The organism is Bacillus sp. FJAT-29937 (assembly GCF_001509555.1).
Lineage (GTDB): Bacteria > Bacillota > Bacilli > Bacillales > Cytobacillaceae > Cytobacillus.
The window spans coordinates 1-19,481 of sequence record NZ_LMAS01000001.1 but is presented as its reverse complement, the minus strand read 5'-3'; the positions used below and the strand labels follow the sequence as shown (position 1 = coordinate 19,481).

Genomic DNA, 19,481 nt, shown 5'->3' with positions numbered 1-19,481 from the left:
TTCCGCTTGATGAAATCCTTAATTTTTGTTACTTAATAATCGTTGCACCCAATGTTTTCTCAAAATGTGTAAGCGCCCATTCATGCCCGGTTGGATTGAAAGAAGCGACGGCGTCGTCGTAGATAAAGATTTTGTAACCTTGATTATAGGCATCAATAGCCGTATGGAGGACGCAGATATCTGTACATACACCGACTATATAAATATCAGTTATTCCTCTCTCTCTTAGCTTAATAGAAAGATCTGTCCCGGCAAAAGCAGAATATCTAGTTTTATCTATATAATGAACATTTTTTTTCGTCTTATTTTCATCATAAACCTCTTGCAATGAACCATATAAGTCTCTGCCTTTTGTATTCCTAATATTATGGGGCGGGAATAAGTCAGTTTCTGGATGAAATGGATCTCCTACTTCATGGACATCGATGGCAAAAACGACATAATCCTCATTATCTATAAATTCTTTTGTGATTTCTGTAATTCTCTCTTCTAGAGCTTGACCTGGTTTTCCGCATGTTAAAGCGCCGTCTTCTGCAACAAAATCATAGGTGTAATCTACATTAATTAATGCCTTTTTCATTGTTATGCACACTCCTACTATTTTGATTACTTTCATTCATCTTCCATTTCAATCTTATCTTTGCGCTTCTAAATATTCAACTAATTGAGAATGGGTATACAATTTGATTGACACTAATCTTGAGAAAAAAATTAGGAAGTTGAGAAAATCAACTTCCTTTCATTACAAATTTATTCAAATAACGGGCTCACAGCCTTTTCATTGTGAATACGATCGATTGCATCAACAAGTAATGGAGCAACAGATAGTGTAGTAATTTTATCTAGTTGTTTTTTCTCAGGCAGATTAATTGTATTTGTTATCACAAGTTCTTTAATGGATGAAGACTCGATTCGCTCAATAGCTGGACCCGATAGAACAGCATGGGTGCAGCAAGCGTATACCGCTTTTGCCCCATTTTCTATTAAAGCATTGGCACCTGTCGTAATGGTTCCCGCTGTATCAATTAAATCATCAATAATAATCGCGTTTTTCCCTTCAATATTTCCAATGATGTGCATGATATCCGTTTCATTATGCTCTGGACGCCGGCGGTCAATAAGGGCGAGTGGCACATTGAGCAAATTAGCCATCTTTCTTGCTCTAACCACTCCTCCATTATGCGGGGCCACAATGACAAGATCATCTAATGCCTTTTTCTCAAAATAATCGGTGAGAATCGGAATCCCGGTCAGATGATCCACAGGTATGTCGAAAAAGCCTTGCACTTGTGGAGAATGGAAGTCGATCGTCAGGATTCTAGCTGCTCCTGCCATTTCCAATAAGTTAGCAATAAGTCTAGCTGTAATCGGCTCCCGTGAACGGGCTTTTCGATCTTGACGCGCATAGCTATAGTAAGGCATGACCACATTGATCATTTTAGCGGAAGCTCGTTTTAAGGCATCAATCATAATGAGAAGTTCCATGATATATTCATTCGTTGGCTCTGAGGCCGATTGAACTAAAAATACTTCACTTCCCCTGACACTCTCTTCAATTTGAATTTGGATTTCACCGTCACTGAATTGTTTGCTTGAGCATTTTCCAAGCTCACAACCTAGAAGCTGTGCCATTTCCTCAGCAAGCGCTCGATTCGAGTTTAAGGTAAACATTTTGAAATTATCTTTTAATATGTATGACACCGTTTTTCCTCCAACGTTTCATATTTAGTTATTATCATTACTTTATATTACATGAAATGGAGTGATGAAGAAAGCTTTAACTGATTTTGCAAAACGTACCTCAGCTAAAAGAAATGATCAAACAACGGATATCTCAAAACTACGCAATACCGTAGTGCGCAAGTAAATTTTGCGCAAAAGTTCTTGTGTGGAGCAAAATAATCTTGCATATAAGTCAATAATAAACCATTGTACACCATATTCCCCTATTAAACTAGTCTTGGCATAGTTCTTGCAATATTGTATGGTAAAGCTTGTGGGACTACTTCTAAAGTAGGAACAAGCTTGCATTCTTATTACATTTTTCAAAAATCCTAGGGGGAAGTGTAGAAATGAGCACTTTTAGCAACATCATGATAATTGGAGTATCCATCCTTTTTATCATCACCTTATTACTGATTCTTTTTGTATTGGTTTCAGTATTGGTCATTAGAAAGCGGGATTTGTCACAAACTCAGCACTCAATCAGACGAAATTTCCCGATCCTTTCTCGTATTCGGTATCTTTCCGAACACATTGGACCAGAGTTAAGACAGTACTTTTTTGAAGGAGATCATGAAGCTAAGCCTTTTTCACGATTAGATTTTCAATATATTGTGAAATCAGGGAAATACGCAAAAAACATCATTGCATTCGGAAGTAAGCGCGATTTTGACAAACCCGGTTTTTATATTCGAAATGCTTTTTTCGCGAAACAACTCACAGATTTACAAACTGATAATGAAAAACCTATTCCCACACATAAATATGTGGAAGATAAAGATACACTTTTTTCTCGTCATGAGCATCGAGAGGAAGCTCAAATAAAACCTTGGCTCTATACAGATGCAGACAAGATTATTATCGGAAAAGATTCTTGCCGCTATCCTTTCACAATCAAAAGTCCTGTCGCCATGAGCGGAATGAGCTACGGAGCTCTTGGTGATCATGCGATTACTGCACTCTCATATGGGCTAAAAGACGCAGGCGCCTATATGAATACAGGTGAAGGCGGACTATCACCCCACCACTTAAAAGGCGGCGCAGACATTATGGTCCAAATTGGCCCAGCGAAATTTGGATTTAGAAACCCTGACGGAAGCTTCTCATATGATTTGCTTCGTGAAAAAGCAAGCAATCCACAGGTGAAAGCATTTGAACTTAAATTGGGACAAGGAGCAAAAATCCGAGGCGGTCACATTGAAGGCTCAAAAGTAACGCCTGAAATTGCTGAGATCCGAGGAGTAGAACCATGGAAAACCATTGATTCACCGAACCGTTTTGAGGAATTCGATGATTTGGATTCCATGATGGACTTTGTTGAAAGAATTCGGGACGAATCCGGAAAGCCTGTCGGTATTAAAATGGTCGTCGGCAGTGAAGAAACATTTGAAGAATTTGCTGCTTATATGGCGATTATGAAAAGATACCCTGATTTCATCACCATTGATGGCGGAGAAGGCGGAACAGGAGCGACTTATCAAGCGATGGCTGATTCTGTAGGACTTCCTATTAAACCTGCTTTAATGATCGCACAAAGAATATTGAAGAAATATAAGATACGAGACAAAGTCACGGTAATCGCCAGCGGAAAATTATTCTCTCCCGATCGAATTGCCATTGCGCTATCTCTTGGGGCAGATATCGTCCATATCGCCAGAGGCTTGATGATTTCAGTCGGATGTATCGGTGCCCAAAAATGTCAATCCAACGAATGTCCAGTAGGAGTGGCCACAACAAATCCAAAGCTGCAACAAGCTTTAGTCATTGACGAAAAAAGATACCGTGTGACAAACTATATTACTACGCTACGTGAAGAATTGTTTACGTTAGCTGCTGCTGCAGGTTTGACATCACCTAGACAATTCAATGAAAAACATGTCGTATTTGTGGATCAAAACTTTCATGTCAAAACGATTGAGAATGTAAAACAAAGTGAAGATAGAAGAAAACTTGTATCTATTTCATAAATAAGAGAAAGTCTGTTACAGGAAAATTGTGACAGACTTTTTTCTATATATATGCCTCCTAGTAGGATTTACGGCACTCGTTTTTGATAGCCTTATGAAAAAACACGCACCATGAAGCGTTCATAGCTCTCATTTTTGATGGTCCCATGAAAAATCACGCACCATGAAACGGTCATAGCTCTCGTTTTTGATAGTCTCATGAAAAAACACGCATCATGAAGCGATCATAGCACTCGTTTTTGATGGTCCCATAAAAAAACACGCACCATGAAGCGATCATAGCACTCGTTTTTGAAAATCCCATGAAGAAACACGCACCATGAAGCGTTCATAGCTCTCATTTTTGAGGGTCCCATGAAAAATCACGCAGCATGAACCGGACATATCATTTTACCGCTAGAACTTTCTTCCCTGAAATGGGAAATACTTCATAATCACATATTTTCTATGGTATACTCTATATTTGGATTGTTAATTCATATAAATGTTATAGAGTGTCAGAAAAAAGGAGGAATTTTGTGAAACGATATGCCTTATTATTGCTGATCCTTATTCCTATGATCCTTTTCGCTTGCAGCAATGACAAGGAGACAGAAACATCTAATGAGCCCGAAGAGGAAAAGCAACGTGAACAAAAGCAGGAAGATATGATTACCGAATCATTGAATATTAATTTAGAAGTTTCCGAAGAAAGTTTACTAGTCCTGCCGCATGGAAAAGTCATGGATGATCTGTCATATGAAAAGGATATTGAGGAAATCGGTTTCGATACACCTCAAATGGAGCCAGCACTTATAGAAAAATTGACACCTGAACTTGAAAAATTAAAGAATGAAACGACAGATATTGAAGAAATCAAGAAAGGCCTTGTTGCCCTTCTTGCCAGTCCTCACTATAAAGAGGTCATCGAAAAAGCGAATGCCTACCAGCCTCAGTTTGAGGAACCGTATTTGCCAGATCCTACAAAATCCGAAGACAGCGAAGAGAATGTCGCATCAGAAAAGACTATCATTCTTCTCGATGCCAGCTCAAGTATGCTGCTTTTAACTGATGGGAAAGTTAAAATGGATATTGCCAAGGACGCTGTGAAGAGCTTTGCTCAGACCATAGGACAAACAAGTGAGGTCTCACTTATCGTCTATGGCCATGAGGGTTCGGAATCAACGGCTGATAAGGAATTATCCTGCACAAAAGTTGAGGAAGTCTATCCGATGGGGAAATACGCCAAAGAAGAATTCCATCAAGCGGTCGATTCATTTGAAAGCAAAGGCTGGACTCCCCTAGCTGGCGCTATCCAAAAAGCGGCAGAAATGAGCAGCAGCTATGAAGGTGCAACGACAATTTACATTGTCAGCGACGGTGCTGAAACATGTGACGGCGATCCCGTTCAGGCAAGTAAGGACCTTGTTCAGATGAATAGCAATAATACCGTGAACATTATCGGCTTTGATGTAGACAGCAAAACCGAAAACCAATTAAAGGCTGTTGCTGAAGCTGGCAATGGTGAATACTTTAAAGCGGACAATCCCGAAGAATTAAAAAATACCATTCAATATGAGTGGCTGCCTTCTACACTAGATCTTGCTTTTGCCTTTACGATGGCTCCTGACGGATGGGAAATGGTCGCAGAATATAAAAATGGCGAAGAATATCCACTACAATTATGGACGATCGGCAGGCGGGAATCCCACCGAATACTTGATGCGATTAAGATCATGGCAGAAAATGAGTGGATTACTCATGAGCAAGAAACAGTATTAAGAGACTGGGGCTATGAGCGCAGTCAAAATATGAAAGACCTATACTACGCCATCTATAAGACAAATCGAGAAAAAGCTGATGCGAAAAGCCAAGAAATCAGACAAAGGGTCGATGAATGGGTCGAAAAAATGAGGGCTTTGAAGAAAGAACGAGGAGATACTTGGTAATACAGGAAGCCGGTCCATATTTAAAAGGAACCGGCTTTTTAGTATAAAACTATTAAATATAGAATTTGGAATTTACTAATTAACTGATTAAGAGTATGATAATATAAATAAAAAAAGAAAGAGGCCATTCTATGAATTCAACAGTTCTACAGACAGAATCAACGAAAACAAAAACATTAGTCATCTATGCACTTTTTATCGCATTAACTTTAGTATCGACAATGTTCATCAATATTAGGCTCCCCATTATGGGTAATGGAGGCCTAATCCATATGGGCAACGTGCCTTTATTTATAGCAGCATTAGTTTACGGCAGAAAAGCAGGAGCCATTGCAGGCGCCGTCGGAATGGGTTTCTTCGACATTCTCTCTGGCTGGGGAGCATGGGCACCGTTTACATTCATCATCGTTGGGACTATGGGCTTTTTAGCAGGCCTTATTTCCGAAAAAGTACCTGGCAAAAGAGTAGTCGTCAATACGCTGGCAGTAGCCGTTGCACTCATTATTAAAATCGTAGGCTATTATTTCGCCGAAGTAATCCTTTACGGAAACTGGGTTCTCCCATTTGGCTCCATCCCAGGAAATTTAATGCAGGTTATCATAGCGGGAATCATTGTAGTGCCAATTGCAGGTCGTTTAAAGAGAGCGTTACGGATTTAGGTTGGCCGCACTCAATAATAGGCATTATTTCTAAGGACAGATCCCTCACCAATAGTGAGGGATTTTTTTACTATAAGAGATCAGCAGACCAATCATATTGATTTGGTCTTTTTATTTTAGTTTGGCGGACACAGGTTCGTTCCGTTATCTGTACCAATATAGGGTGATTTCATTTGGTTGAGGACATAGATTCCGTTATTGATAAAAAAACAGTATTTTCCTTATGATTTTTCGATAATAACGAACTTGGTGTCCGCATAACCCAAAAATAGAGCCATTTAATGAAAATAACGAATCTATTGTCCGTATATATGTAAAAAACGAAAGAATCACCCATGCTGCTGTCATTTAAGAAATTCTTCTGTTCTTCCGTTATAATATAATTAATTACAACATACATTAAAAAGACCGGACAAGCGCTAACATGTTCAGTCTAGCAATAGACAGTTCCTGCAAAGGGGTCGGATATTTTGACGGCATAATCCACCTGGGTGTTAACTCAAGGATGGATTATTTTTTATGGTAATATGATAGGATGGCTACGATTAAACTTGCAAAAGCTTTCGAAATCAATATACACCGGAGGAAATAGATGAATTTCATTAAAAAATTTGTTTCACAATTCGACCTGGATCCTGCAGCAGCTAAGTATTTTTCGATTTTTCTTGATGTACTTTTTATTGCACTCATCTGTATAATCGCGAATTTTATCACCAAAAAGGTGGTTATCAAGATTATCACCCATATCGTATCAAATACCAAATTCCAATGGGATAATATAATTTTGGAACGGCAAGTTTTTCGTAAGTTATCTCATTTTGTTCCGGCGATCATTATTTATCACTTTTCATCCATCTTCCCTTCTTATCATTTGGTAATCGAAAAATGTGCGATTGCTTACTTAATTATTGTGGGATTATGGGTCATTAATAGCTTTTTGGATGCCGTTACTGATATTTATCAAACGTATGAAATCTCAAAGGTTAAGCCGATTAAAGGCTATATTCAGGTGACAAAGATTATTTCTGTCACGCTTGGGGTTATCTTAGTAATCGCGAACATGATAGACAAAAGTCCGTTTATTCTTCTAAGCGGGATTGGCGCCCTGTCAGCCGTCGTATTGTTAGTTTTTAAAGATTCATTATTAGGACTTGTTGCAGGGATTCAGTTGGCGGCCAATGATATGGTCCGGGTTGGTGACTGGATTGAAATGCCAAAATATGGCGCAGATGGAGACATCATTGATATTTCTTTAAATACCGTGAAGGTGCAAAATTTTGATAAAACAATAACGATGGTACCGAGTTATGCCTTGATATCTGATTCCTTTAAAAACTGGAGAGGCATGCAATCCTCTGGAGGCAGAAGGATTAAACGGGCTATATTTATCGATACGAATAGTATTTCGTTTTGTAATCAAGAGATGATTGAGCGCTATAAAGATATCCACTATCTGTCGGATTATATCATTAACAGAGAACGGGAAATTGCCGAATTTAATTCTATGAATGATATAAACCGAAACAACCCAGTGAATGGAAGAGCCCTTACAAATGTCGGTGTATTTAGGGCGTACATCAGTAATTACATTCAAAATCATCCGGGAATAAATCAAGAAATGTCGTTAATGGTTCGGCAGCTGGCGCCTAGTGAATACGGATTACCGCTCGAAATATATGCATTTACAAATGATGTCAGATGGGCAATATACGAAACTGTTCAAGCTGATATCTTTGACCACCTTTTTGCCGTTGCGCAGGAGTTTGGCCTGCATTTATTCCAAAACCCTTCAGGGCATGATTTAAAATCTATGGTCGATGCCTCTAAAAGGGATGGCATGATTAGAGAAATGGACCGTTAGTTGCAATCTGGCATGTTCACAAATGGAATCCCTCACAAGGGTGAGGGATTTTTAAACTTTAAGCAACTTTAATTGCTTTTCCAAATGGCACCCTTGGAAGAAACGTGCCTGGAACAAGCCAGAATAAATCATAATTCACTGCTTTGAGTTCATCGGGAAGAAAACCAGTTACATCTGTGATATAAAATAAAGTATCCACCTGATTTTCCTCTGCCCATTCAAGAACTAAAGTATAGGAAGATTTCCCATGTGAATAGTATTTAATAGAATCACTTTTCACAGGTCCAATACTTCTTATTTTAAAATCCGCTTGAATTAATAAAGCATCTGGTTTCACATGCTGAAATAACTTAACTATGTTGTTTATCAAATCCTTTGGTGCTTCATTTGTAGATGTATCGACAGCTATAGCCACTTTTTGATCTTGGCGCTGCTGCAGTATGGACAAAAGCGTTTTATGCCATTTCATCATGATCCAACTCCCCGTCGTAAAATCTCAAGGCACGCCTAGCATTGAAAGGCTTCTACAGAAGGTTGAATTCCTGCTGAAACCAGTTAAAATGTAAGACCCATCTTATTTTGGATGATTCTTTGGAGAGTTATGATTGAAACTTTAAGGTAAAAAAATACAATTTTTGTTATTTGATTCAACCCTAAAGTATTTGAACTTTAATAACTTTTTCGGTAATAATATGATTAAGTACCACATAAATTAAAAAAGACCGAACATGCTAGGTACATGTCAGGTCAAGCAATAGACGGTTCCCACAAAGGGATCGGCTACTAACTGGGAATAATCCACCTGAGCCAACTAACTCAAGGGTGGATTATTTTTTATAGTTAAATGACAGAATGGCTGCGATTAAACTTGCAAAAGCATATCGTTATCATCTAATTAACAAAAAATTCTTAATCAGTTCATCTTCTGAAATAACAATTCTGCGAGTTAAATCCTCGGTTCGCAATACAATTTCTTTTACCCCGATAAATTCAGATTCAGCGACTACGTAAAATTTCGATCCTTTTTTGTAGCCTTTAAATTCATTTTTCAACCGATAGTTCTTCATTAATATCCCCTGTGAGTATCTTTATTCAAGCATATAAAAAATACTCTAATTCCTCGTATGAGTCAATTAAATCTATTTCAAATCTTATAAAATTTTCTGTATATCATCCGTTATACACACTTGCACATGTTCCAGGTGCTGGTTCATAAAAACAATGTTGTTTAAATTGACCAGTAAATGGTTGGTTGTACCATGTAGGAGGACACGGACCATATGGATTAAAGTACCAAAGAGAATATTTCGCTGGGTGTTGTCGCCAAGATTCCAAATTCCGTCTCGCTAATCTTCTTTCGGATTCTCTTGCCCTTTGATAAAATACATTGCCTTTTTGAACAGCTTCAAAAGAATAATTTCCTCCTTGTACATGAAAAATGACTTGTTTAACAGTTCTCAAATCTTTAAAGTCAGTACATTCAGCTACAACACGGTTAACAATTACATTGCCAACATATAACATTCCTTGATTTCCTTCGCCTTCAGCCTCTGCCCTCATCATCCTTGCCATTAAGTCAACGTCCGAACTTCGGTAAGCGACTCTCGCCATTTTTCCACCCCCAAAATATAGTATGAATCAAAGCTTACAATCATGTCGTTTTAAATAAGAATCCTTCGTTTTTATGCATAAAGTTTTAAAGTTTAATTTATAATGGAAGTAGATGATTCTCAAGGGGTTGTTTTGGTTAGGGAAAGGACATTAAATCCATTTGGCATGTGTCCTTCTTCTTAAAGGCAAAGCTCTGTTATAACTGAATGTTGAGTTTTCCTTTTTTGAAAAATAAGCGGAAAAATTCCGTTTAAATTTGGAAATACTCATTTTTCCTTAAAAATAAGAGCAGCTTTTCCGCTTATTCTACTCAAACCATTGGATTTTGCCTTGTTTTGAGCAGTTAATCGGAATATCTCCGTCTAAATCTACCTCTTAAGCTTCCTTTATATACATTAGCCGAAAATTCTCCGCCTATGATAATTATTAAAGGAAAACATATCCATTCCCCCTAAATCTATAAAATTATGGAGACAATAGATATAAATATACAAATAACTGCTAAGGTGAAAAACAGGGTTGAAACCTTTCGATTGATTCTCATATCTATACCTAAAGCACAAAAGAAAATGCCGGCAGATAATTTTGAAAGACTTTGAAAATAGTCATTGCCAGAAAAGTAAGAACTGCTAAAGACAACGGAAATGAGAAGAGTTATAGAGATTAACATTTTAAACCACAAAGGTTTTTTTGAATAATGTATTAACATTAATTTAATACGCTGCATGAAAATCCCCCCTCTTATTAATCACCATTCCATTCAATAAAATTAATTTCACTACCCTCACTATACGCTTATACCTTAATTAAGTTTCTTCAACTATTATAAAAGTTTTTCTTAGCTAATTTTCTGCCTCCACAAAACTGCACCTATAGTTGAATTACTTCAACAAAAAACAGCGATATCCCTTCTTAGATTATCTCCACAATTAATTAATGAAGTAAGCTTCAAAGGTGATTTTTAACCTATCCAGTACACACACAATCCTGCTGTAAGAAAGACAATCGCTAACAGTAGCATAAAAGGAATATGTGGAAACAAAATTATTATTGATAAAAAGACAAAGACGACGATTATCATCACAATCAATGAATAGAAAAAGCCTTTCCAAAGAGGAGCCGTTTGTATATACGAAGAAAAATATATAATTAGGAACAGTATGAAGACATATGCAATATCGGTTATTACATATTGTTGAGGTAGGATCAATGCTAACCCAAGTAATAAAATTATAATTAAATATCGTAATCGTTTTCGAATTCTGATTTGCTCAATCCAATTTGTCATAATATTTCCCTTTCACTTCCTTGATCATTTGCTAAATAACACACTTAGTTTACCTAAAAAAAAAACGTTAATCTCCTTAATCCGAAGCTCTTTTCCTACAAAATTGAATCTAATAGTTTATTTTTTTGAACAACAGTTATAATATATGTAAGTACTTCATAAATTAAAAAAGACCGAGCATGGTGAAAACATGTCCGGTCCAGCAATAGACGGTTCCCACAAAGGGATCGGCTATTTTGGCGGGATAATCCACCTGAGCCACTAACTCAAGGGTGGATTATTTTTTATGGCTAAATGACAGAATGGCAATGATATTTCCGCTTCTACCGAGTTCCAGAGACTTTTTTCAAAGATGGAACGTTTAGATTTAGCCTCAGGTAACGCGGATTTACAACAAAAAATCCAATTATGAATAGACGTGTTTAAATACCCAGTTTTTAAAGGATTGATATGCTTGTTCTTGTAATGGCTCCGGATAAGACATTAATACAACTGACACCGGGCTTTGCCCATTTGCAAGTGCTGGTTGAACATAACCCCACTGACTAAGGCTAAAGCCATTTCGTTCATAAAAACCAGCTCGCCTTTTTTCGATCCCCCCCTCTGGTGGTTCGATTTCAATCACGATAGGTTTTGCCTGTTGCTCAAGAAATGCTTGGAGTAGTTTCGACCCTAAGCCATCATTGCGAAAGCTTTCTTTAACGGCAAAATGCTCCAGGAAGAGAAAATCTGGTCCTTCCCATGTGGCAAAAAAAGCAGCAAGCTTATTATCTTTTTCATAAACGAATATTTTATAGTTAGGGCGAGAAAGTAAAGCATGTTGTGCTTGGTAGGGCCTATATTCATCGCTAGGGAAAGAATCTTCAATTAATTGATAAAGGTTTTCAAATTGTACTTCTTGTAAAATTGTTAGCATGTGATTTATTCTCCTTTCTGACAAATTAACATGAGTATTTTCTTATTTATGTTGATGCAGATGCCTGTACGGTAAATTTTTAAGAACAACCTGCAAAAGGATTTAAAATTGTATATTTGGAGAATTTGTGATTATGTGATACACTTTGTTTACCATTTGATTTACTGTTTACATGTGCCCTACTTATTCATGAGTGGGGTTCTTTGCTTAAATGATAAATAAAAAACAGACTCTCTAAAGAGCCTGCTTGAGTTTGGTTTTATTATTAAGCTTTACGCACGTTAGCTGCTTGAGCTCCACGTTGACCTTGCTCAACATCGAAAGTCACAGCTTGACCTTCATCTAAAGTTTTGAAACCTTCGCCTTGAATAGCTGAGAAATGAACGAATACGTCTTCTCCACCTTCACGCTCGATGAATCCGAAGCCTTTTTCGCTATTAAACCATTTTACTTTACCATTTTCCATTTTTGTTGCCTCCTAGTGTGAAAAACACACATTGTATTACTATCCTTGCTCTTAGTGATCATCAAGACGAAAAGTTTTTCTAACCCTATCCTTTACACCGAACAAAAATAATTCATATGTAGTATAACATTTTTCATATGTATTTGCAAGAAGATATGCAAGCTCGAGCTGATCCTGGCCCCTACCAGACAAATCTCCCGCTAAAAGTTATTATTTTTCAGTCACGAAATTCCCCATTTTATTTAAGGAAGTAAACTTTCGTTAGTTATTAATAACAAAAAATACCTTTGGCCGGTGTTTTTGTTATGGCTATTTAAAACTGTCTACATCTTTGTTAAGTATTCATCTAATTGATAAAAAGTTCCGGCACATTTATCTGGTTTTTGGAGAAACAAATTTGTTTCCGGAAATCCAAAAACGCCACGGGTAATGGACCGCCTCACCTGTATTCTGTATGCCAATTCTTGGTCCAGTTGCGATATCCTTAGGGGCTATGTCTTTTCCCTTTGCTATCCAAAGCGGGGATTTATCAAGTGGATGGCCATAGTCAGCCATTGTAATGCCAAGTGCTTCTGAAAGTTTACCCGGGCCGTTTGTCCATTGGATTTCATTTTTTGCTTTTGCTCTTCTTTTGGCCATTAATTCTTTACCGGAAAAGGGTTCTAATGCCCTAACGAGAATGGCATGAGGTTGACCAATTTCCCCACTTACCACGTCAAATAGACAATGGGTGTGCATGGAATATGTATAGGTGATACCAGGTTCACCAAACATAATTTCAGTTCGTTTTGTACGACGCCCACCAAAACTATGTGCCGCCCGATCATGCGGTCCCATATATGCTTCTGTCTCGACAATAATGCCCGATGCAATTCCAAAGGGCGTTTCCTTAATAAGGATGCATCCTAGCAATGCTTTTGCAAGTTCAAGTGTTGGTTGGCAATAAAAACCTTTCTCGAGAGGCTCCATCCAAGGGTTCTCCTTTACCTGTAGTCTAATCATACGATCTCCTCTATGTAATGAACATGCCTATTGGGCAGTTTCACCTATCTCAATTGCAAAATAATAATCCGATGGTGTAATTCCGTTTTTAAAATGTTTGCCAATTTGATTTTGTCATCCATTTTAATATTAACCCCTATTTTAAAAGTATTCGGAACAACGTACATTTTCACCTCTCCAGTTTAGGAAAAGTTAATGAAGACACTAAAAATCAAAATTCCTCCGGCTAATGAATTTTGCGGACTGTTTGTTCCGTTATTTTTATAAAAAAACGATCTATGATATCAGCGATTAAGGGGAATGCTACCCACTAGAATGAATAAAAAGTCAGAGTGGTTAGGTTATATTTAAAATAACAGGAAGTAAATGTAATCCATAAAGAATTTGAACTTCTACACAATAATCAGTTATAATAGGTTTATTACAACATAAAATAAAAAAAGACCGGACATGCTGTAACATGTCCAGTCCAGCAATAGACGGTTCCCACAAAGGGATCGGCTATAAACAGGGAATAATCCACCAGAGCCTCACTAACTCAAGGGTGGATTATTTTTTATGATTAAATGACAGAATGGCTACGATCAAACTTGCAAATGCAATCGTAAACATTAATGCTTCAAATACTGTTCATCTAATTGAAAAATAGTTCCGGCATATCCTTCTTGAGCCATCTCTTTTGAGTCCTCAAAGGTTTTGATCTCTTCCTTAGTCGGAGATGCCGGAGCCACTATCATTGTAAGACTTGTTTTACCTTCGTCCTCGGTTAGTGAAATGGTATTCAGGGTTTCCATAGGCCAATTTGCGTCAAAGGGTGAACGTACGGTGTTAGCTTCTTCATCAGAAAAGAAACTGCTGTAAACAATTTTCTCTGGTGCAATAATTTCACTATATACAAATTTAACCCACATATTGTTGCCGTCAGCAGGGTTCTGGCTGTAGTGAAAAACAGAGGTGGTGGTAAAAGTACCATCTTGCAGCTGTTGCTTCGGATGTATGATGGTACGAATAGTGTAATCCTAATTGATGGTGTAAATATATCAAATTGCGATAAGCATTCAAAAATCCTCTAAATTGTTTCCAATAAGAAAAAATCCTTTATTATTTAAAAAGGAGTCTTATATTTTTAATGTATTTGCTTTTCAAATAACACATATCTGTCATTATTTCTTGAAATTCTGCTCCATAATACCAGATTCACAATTAATATTCCTGCTGAAATCAGGATGATTAACTGAACTCCCAGTAAAAACAGTCCACTAACCTGGCCAATCATCATTGCAATTACAGGCAGAACGATAATTCCACCAAGGTTCTGGGCTTCCTGATACGTCTTCACCCTTGCTGATATTAAGATATTCAGCAGCACCGAAAGCAAGATAGCCATTGGGGAAAGACAAGTTATTAACGCCACCCAGTTACCCGATGGGAAGATCAGCTTGCCAAACAAAGGATACCCCAAAGAATTGATAATGACTCCACAAACTACAAAACTGATGACAGAAACAAATAATGGCGGTATGAAAGAAGCTAATATCTTGCTCAGAAATAACGTTTTAATGGAAATTGGTGAAAACAATAAACTTTCCAGCGTTCGGTTTTCCTTCTCTCCAACAAAGCTGTTAGCGGCCACTGTCATGGCTGTAATAATCGGAACCAGCAAAAATAAGGTTGGAAGCATAAAATTAATGAACATATAAATAATTTGCTGCTCAAGTGTATAAGAAGAAAACTCATCACCCGTTGTACTCTTGAGAAAAGCATCAATTAGCTTCTGTCCATCATCTCCGGCAATTTTTTCGATATCAAAAATCAAGGCACCGCCCAACACAACTGAAGGGAAAATAACAGTAAACACAATTGGGATGATAATCATGGTTACCAGCAATGTTTTACTTCTAAAAATATCTTTAAGGTCTTTTTTAATCAAAGCTTTACTAATATATGTGCCCATTATTTATACCCCCTTACCTTGAAGTAAATCGATTGTAAATCATTGTTCATGATCGTAACCGAATAAACAGGATCCGTCTTCAGTAAGCCATTTAGCAACTGAGGGATATCATTTTTAGAAGGCAGATCAAAAACCACCATGGATTCTCCCAGCACTCTGCAAGGAAACTTTGAATAATGCTTATCTTGTGGCTTAAATGTCGTATTTACTTTCACGGTGACGTTTTGAACATATTTATCCTCTAACTCTGTTAAAGTTCCTTGTTCAGCTATCGTCCCATTTTCGATGAAAGCAAAAGAATCGCAGATTGTCTCCAATTGATGCAGGACATGTGAACAAATGATAATCGTGGTCCCAGTTTCCTGATTATATTTTTTTAAATAGGACAAGACCATCTGAATTCCGTCAGGGTCCAGTCCATTTGTCGGTTCATCCAAAAACAGAATGTCCGGTTTATGCAACAGCGCCTTTGCCAAGGCCAACCGCTTTTTCATTCCGGTACTATACTTTCCCACTGGTTTATCCTGATGTTCTTTCAAATCAAACAGTTCAAGAAGCTCTGCCACTCTTTTCTTATCTGTTACCTCATATAATTCAGCGAATAATTCAAGATTCTCTCTTCCGCTCATCTGATGATACAGTCCCGCACTTTCCGTTACAATTCCAGATATTTTTCTAATTGCGTCTCCCTCTGAGACAGGATCCATTCCATTTATTGAGATCGACCCTTTTTCCGGTTTGATAACGCCATTCAATATGCGGATAAAGGTCGTTTTCCCTGCCCCATTTGGGCCCAATAACCCTACTATTTCTCCTTTTTTCACCTTGAAGTTTACATTTTCTAATACTATTTGTTGACCAAATGATTTATACAAACCTTCTACTATAATATAACTATTCATTTTTCACGATCCCTCTTATATGATTAAAAACCAAACTTGTGCAAAAATAGTTGTTGAAATGTTTAGGTGGCATGTGAAATAAATGATACTTCTAGGGCTTTTTTACAAAAAAACCGTCCGAAAACAACAGCGCCTATTCCATTTAATAAAATCATCCGAATCCATACTAAAGTTGTGACAGGTGCCACCATATTCGTTGCCCCGTAATGACCGACCGCAAATAACAGAGCGCTTAAGATGATAGTTTCCATTAATTATAATTTTTTTTATTACCTCCTTTAGTCATATATGGGTAAAACTTACCGTTATATGTATTCAATATAAAAATCGTAAATACCTGTATTTGCTAGAATAATTAAAGAAAAAATAACATCACATTTCAGCTTTCCCTGTCTCATGGCATGCTTCAATATCTAATGTTTCAGATGAAGTATGCTCATGGGCTTCGATCGTGCACTTTCAAATTATTCCTAAGCAGCTCCACATTAATATAAAACTATAAAAAAGGAAATTAGCTAATAAGCCCGTAATCACGTTTTTTGGGCCAATAAAATCTATCAGGTCGATTGAGTGGAAAAAGGATATTGGACTTCCTGCGTTGAATAAAAAGGGAGAAAAACGAGAAAAGAGAGGAGATTCATTTTGAAAGAGTACAATGACTCATTTATTCGGTTACAGGATAATAGAAAACTATCTTATTTAAGTTACGGGGATACGAATGAGAATACAGTTATCTTCTTTCACGGTTTCGGTTCGTCAGCTAGTTCCATTCATCCTGATACACAAATATTAGATAAATATAATGTTCGATTCTTTGCCATTAATCGCCCAGGTTATGGAGGTTCCGATGTAAAGTTCAAATATTCAATGGAGGATTTTGCCGACTCAATAAATGAGTTCCTTATTGCTAAAGGAATTGAAAAGGTTTCGATTATAGGGTGGTCTGCGGGTGGATTATACGCCCAAGTTTTCACAGGCAAATATTCCGAAAAAGTCACTTCCCTTAACTTAATTAGTAGTGCCATCCCATTAAACAGTAACGAAACTAAAAAGATTCTGCCTTCGAATTGGAAAAGCATTGTGATTATGAATAAGTACATACCGCTTATGACAAAGTTTTATTTTAAAAGCCTCAGTAAAAAGATAACAAAAAGTTTGGATTCTACCATAGAAAAATCTATACAACAAATGGTTGATGAGGACAAAAAAGTTGCAGATGACCCTATCATGAAGCCAGTCATTATCAAAGGTGCCGTGGAAAGCTACGATAATAAAGGCATCGGGGTATATTATGATGCTCTTGCTTTATGCCAAAAATTTGATGACAAAAGGAATCCTTTACTTAATGTAAAAGTAAATATTTGGCAAGGAGGCAAAGATACGATATGGACTACGGAAACTTCTAATTACCTTCGTGAAAAATATTCTAATTCGACTTATTCCTTTATAGAAAATGAAGGGCACATGCTTTATTTATCTTATTGGGATGAGATTCTTGGAAAATCGTTTAACTAAAGGCTGCTTTATTGGAGTAAGGCGAAATCATATGAAAAAAGCTTGGATAGCCAAGCTTTTTTTGTGCTGATAATAATGTTATTTTATATTAGAAATTAGGGTCTCTTCTTGTACGTTTTTAATTGTTATATCAACTTTTTCTTCATATTTTCGAAACTAGTAACTATGACAAGTTTGTCTCTTCTTCATCGAATGGAAGTGTTTGTAATGGTCGAAGTCTCATGTTTGAGGCAATAGGAAAATATTTTTTGGCATTGAGGAATTGAAATTCCAAGGATGGGCCCTAAGCCAAAAGCAATAATGACCGTACCAATTCCTACAGGGCCTCCTAACAACCAGCCTATAAGAAAAATGGTGATTTCAATTCCATTTCGTACCCAGGGAATGCTCCAGCCGGTTTTTTCGATAATCAAAAGCATAAAACTATCTCTTGGTCCTGCTCCAAGGTCAGCAGAAACATATAAACCAATTCCATACCCTAGAAAAATTACACCAAGCATATATACCAATGATTCCCCTATTAAACCATCAACTGGCGGAAGCAGCCAATTAAAAAAATCAATAAACAATCCGAGAAACACCATATTAAGCAGTGCTCCTATTTTTGGCCATTCCTTTTTAATTACTGAACTAATGAACAAAAGTAAACATCCACTAATGATCGACCAGGATCCAATGGAGAGCCCGAATTTAAGAAATAACCCGTAATGAAAAACGTCCCACGGTCCAATTCCCAATTGTTTCCCTTTAATAGTTAGAGAAATCCCAAAAGCTAAAATCATTAATCCAAAAACAAAAAAAGACCAGCGCAGAAACCATTCTCTTCTCATCATGACTGCTCCTTTATCTTATAGAATGCTATACTAATATACCATAAGAATGGAGGAATAGGGACATTAGGTCAGGAAATGTCTTAGGAGGCCTCGCAGCTAAATTAGGGAAAAACTTATTCTCAGATTAGTTATTTAGCTAAAGCTCTACTAATCAAAAAATCTGTGGAACTCCCATTTGTCATGGTTCGCACCTCCAAATCAAGAGTATTCAACTAATTAAGACAAACTTCTTTAATTCCCCTTTTAAAAAATCTTGTAGATTTAATGTTGAGTGGTATTTCCCTACTTAGTTTATAGTCTCCTGTCCCAATTTAAATAAATTACTTGGGAACTATCACTAATAATTACCTCAATAGGATGAAATAACTAATAACTATTGTTTTTCTACCGCAATCATTTAATAATAGAATATATAGGAATAAATGTTAATGAAAGCGAAGTGGATATGGTGTTAAAAGGGCTTCTTGATAAAATATTTAAACCAACCCAGCAGACATCCCAACAAAAGACTCAAAACATAAGCCAGGCCGATGTCGAGGCAATAATAGATGCAAAACTTAAAGAACATGCAGCAAACATTCAATCTACCAATGTAAATCAGCAAAATGTAAAACTGGCAGCCAATAGAAATGATTACAAATTAACAGCCAAACAAATAGAGTTTGCTCTTTCTCTAATTGACAAAGTCAGTAATGAATTTAAGCTTGCAATTGACCCATCTGAATTAACTGTAAAGGACTTGAATAGGCTCATTGCCTATCAGTAAGCGTAAAATAGCTCCCACCTTCATTAAGATGGGAGCCCATAGTACTATTTAGATAACTTATTAAAGATTATGCAATTTACAGGCATTGATG

20 protein-coding genes are annotated in these 19,481 nt (G+C 37.0%); 6 read left to right on the top strand and 14 right to left on the bottom strand.

Annotated features, from left to right (window positions below):
* Positions 1-28: 28 nt before the first annotated feature.
* Positions 29-580 (bottom strand): cysteine hydrolase family protein, encoded by a 552-nt coding sequence (locus AR328_RS00105; protein ID WP_066287533.1) that lies wholly within the window; start codon positions 578-580, stop codon positions 29-31.
* Positions 581-750: 170 nt separating this feature from the next.
* Positions 751-1,701 carry a ribose-phosphate diphosphokinase gene (locus AR328_RS00100; RefSeq protein ID WP_269433483.1) on the bottom strand — a complete coding sequence of 317 codons (951 nt, stop codon included), beginning with the start codon at positions 1,699-1,701 and terminating at the stop codon, positions 751-753.
* Between the two features lie 371 nt (positions 1,702-2,072).
* Here AR328_RS00100 and AR328_RS00095 point away from each other — a divergent pair, with 371 nt between their 5' ends.
* From AR328_RS00095 to AR328_RS00080, 4 genes are all read left to right on the top strand, one after another.
* Complete coding sequence (locus tag AR328_RS00095; RefSeq protein WP_066287531.1) at positions 2,073-3,689, top strand: FMN-binding glutamate synthase family protein; 1,617 nt, start codon at positions 2,073-2,075, stop codon at positions 3,687-3,689.
* 518 nt (positions 3,690-4,207) lie between these two features.
* On the top strand, positions 4,208-5,617 hold the full coding sequence (locus AR328_RS00090) for a vWA domain-containing protein (RefSeq protein WP_231734723.1): 1,410 nt from the start codon (positions 4,208-4,210) through the stop codon (positions 5,615-5,617).
* A 131-nt stretch (positions 5,618-5,748) separates the two neighbouring features.
* Positions 5,749-6,276, top strand: a complete 528-nt coding sequence (locus AR328_RS00085) for an ECF transporter S component (protein WP_066287529.1) — start codon at positions 5,749-5,751, stop codon at positions 6,274-6,276.
* A gap of 592 nt (positions 6,277-6,868) precedes the next feature.
* Positions 6,869-8,137: a mechanosensitive ion channel family protein gene (locus AR328_RS00080; RefSeq protein ID WP_066287525.1), complete on the top strand. Its 1,269-nt coding sequence runs from the start codon at positions 6,869-6,871 to the stop codon at positions 8,135-8,137.
* A 58-nt stretch (positions 8,138-8,195) separates the two neighbouring features.
* Here AR328_RS00080 and AR328_RS00075 read toward each other — a convergent pair whose 3' ends face one another.
* From AR328_RS00075 to AR328_RS00025, 11 genes are all read right to left on the bottom strand, one after another.
* Complete coding sequence (locus tag AR328_RS00075) at positions 8,196-8,606, bottom strand: hypothetical protein (protein WP_066290039.1); 411 nt, start codon at positions 8,604-8,606, stop codon at positions 8,196-8,198.
* A 418-nt stretch (positions 8,607-9,024) separates the two neighbouring features.
* Complete coding sequence (locus AR328_RS00070; RefSeq protein ID WP_066287519.1) at positions 9,025-9,204, bottom strand: hypothetical protein; 180 nt, start codon at positions 9,202-9,204, stop codon at positions 9,025-9,027.
* A gap of 103 nt (positions 9,205-9,307) precedes the next feature.
* Positions 9,308-9,748, bottom strand: a complete 441-nt coding sequence (locus AR328_RS00065) for a cell wall hydrolase (protein ID WP_066287515.1) — start codon at positions 9,746-9,748, stop codon at positions 9,308-9,310.
* Between the two features lie 457 nt (positions 9,749-10,205).
* Complete coding sequence (locus AR328_RS00060; protein ID WP_066287513.1) at positions 10,206-10,475, bottom strand: hypothetical protein; 270 nt, start codon at positions 10,473-10,475, stop codon at positions 10,206-10,208.
* 967 nt (positions 10,476-11,442) lie between these two features.
* Positions 11,443-11,952 carry a GNAT family N-acetyltransferase gene (locus AR328_RS00050; RefSeq protein WP_066287508.1) on the bottom strand — a complete coding sequence of 170 codons (510 nt, stop codon included), beginning with the start codon at positions 11,950-11,952 and terminating at the stop codon, positions 11,443-11,445.
* Positions 11,953-12,217: 265 nt separating this feature from the next.
* Positions 12,218-12,418: a cold-shock protein gene (locus tag AR328_RS00045; protein ID WP_066287505.1), complete on the bottom strand. Its 201-nt coding sequence runs from the start codon at positions 12,416-12,418 to the stop codon at positions 12,218-12,220.
* A 372-nt stretch (positions 12,419-12,790) separates the two neighbouring features.
* Complete coding sequence (locus AR328_RS00040) at positions 12,791-13,420, bottom strand: DNA-3-methyladenine glycosylase (protein WP_066287500.1); 630 nt, start codon at positions 13,418-13,420, stop codon at positions 12,791-12,793.
* Positions 13,421-13,969: 549 nt separating this feature from the next.
* A complete protein-coding gene (locus tag AR328_RS23415) occupies positions 13,970-14,032 on the bottom strand; it encodes a hypothetical protein (RefSeq protein WP_438824058.1) in 63 nt (20 codons plus the stop codon).
* Positions 14,032-14,331: an SRPBCC family protein gene (locus AR328_RS00035; RefSeq protein ID WP_066287497.1), complete on the bottom strand. Its 300-nt coding sequence runs from the start codon at positions 14,329-14,331 to the stop codon at positions 14,032-14,034. Before AR328_RS00035 ends, AR328_RS23415 begins: the two co-directional genes overlap by 1 nt.
* Before the next feature lie 215 nt (positions 14,332-14,546).
* Positions 14,547-15,374: an ABC transporter permease subunit gene (locus AR328_RS00030; protein ID WP_066287495.1), complete on the bottom strand. Its 828-nt coding sequence runs from the start codon at positions 15,372-15,374 to the stop codon at positions 14,547-14,549.
* Positions 15,374-16,276, bottom strand: coding sequence for an ABC transporter ATP-binding protein (locus tag AR328_RS00025; RefSeq protein WP_066287491.1), 903 nt, complete (start codon positions 16,274-16,276; stop codon positions 15,374-15,376). Before AR328_RS00025 ends, AR328_RS00030 begins: the two co-directional genes overlap by 1 nt.
* 642 nt (positions 16,277-16,918) lie before the next feature.
* On the opposite strand from AR328_RS00025, the gene AR328_RS00015 reads away from it, so the two are divergent.
* Positions 16,919-17,791 carry an alpha/beta hydrolase gene (locus AR328_RS00015; RefSeq protein ID WP_066287476.1) on the top strand — a complete coding sequence of 291 codons (873 nt, stop codon included), beginning with the start codon at positions 16,919-16,921 and terminating at the stop codon, positions 17,789-17,791.
* 185 nt (positions 17,792-17,976) lie between these two features.
* On the opposite strand, the gene AR328_RS00010 is transcribed toward AR328_RS00015, so the two are convergent.
* Positions 17,977-18,621 carry a YczE/YyaS/YitT family protein gene (locus AR328_RS00010; protein WP_066287473.1) on the bottom strand — a complete coding sequence of 215 codons (645 nt, stop codon included), beginning with the start codon at positions 18,619-18,621 and terminating at the stop codon, positions 17,977-17,979.
* 448 nt (positions 18,622-19,069) lie between these two features.
* On the opposite strand from AR328_RS00010, the gene AR328_RS00005 reads away from it, so the two are divergent.
* Positions 19,070-19,390 carry a hypothetical protein gene (locus AR328_RS00005; RefSeq protein WP_082677109.1) on the top strand — a complete coding sequence of 107 codons (321 nt, stop codon included), beginning with the start codon at positions 19,070-19,072 and terminating at the stop codon, positions 19,388-19,390.
* Positions 19,391-19,481 lie beyond the last annotated feature (91 nt).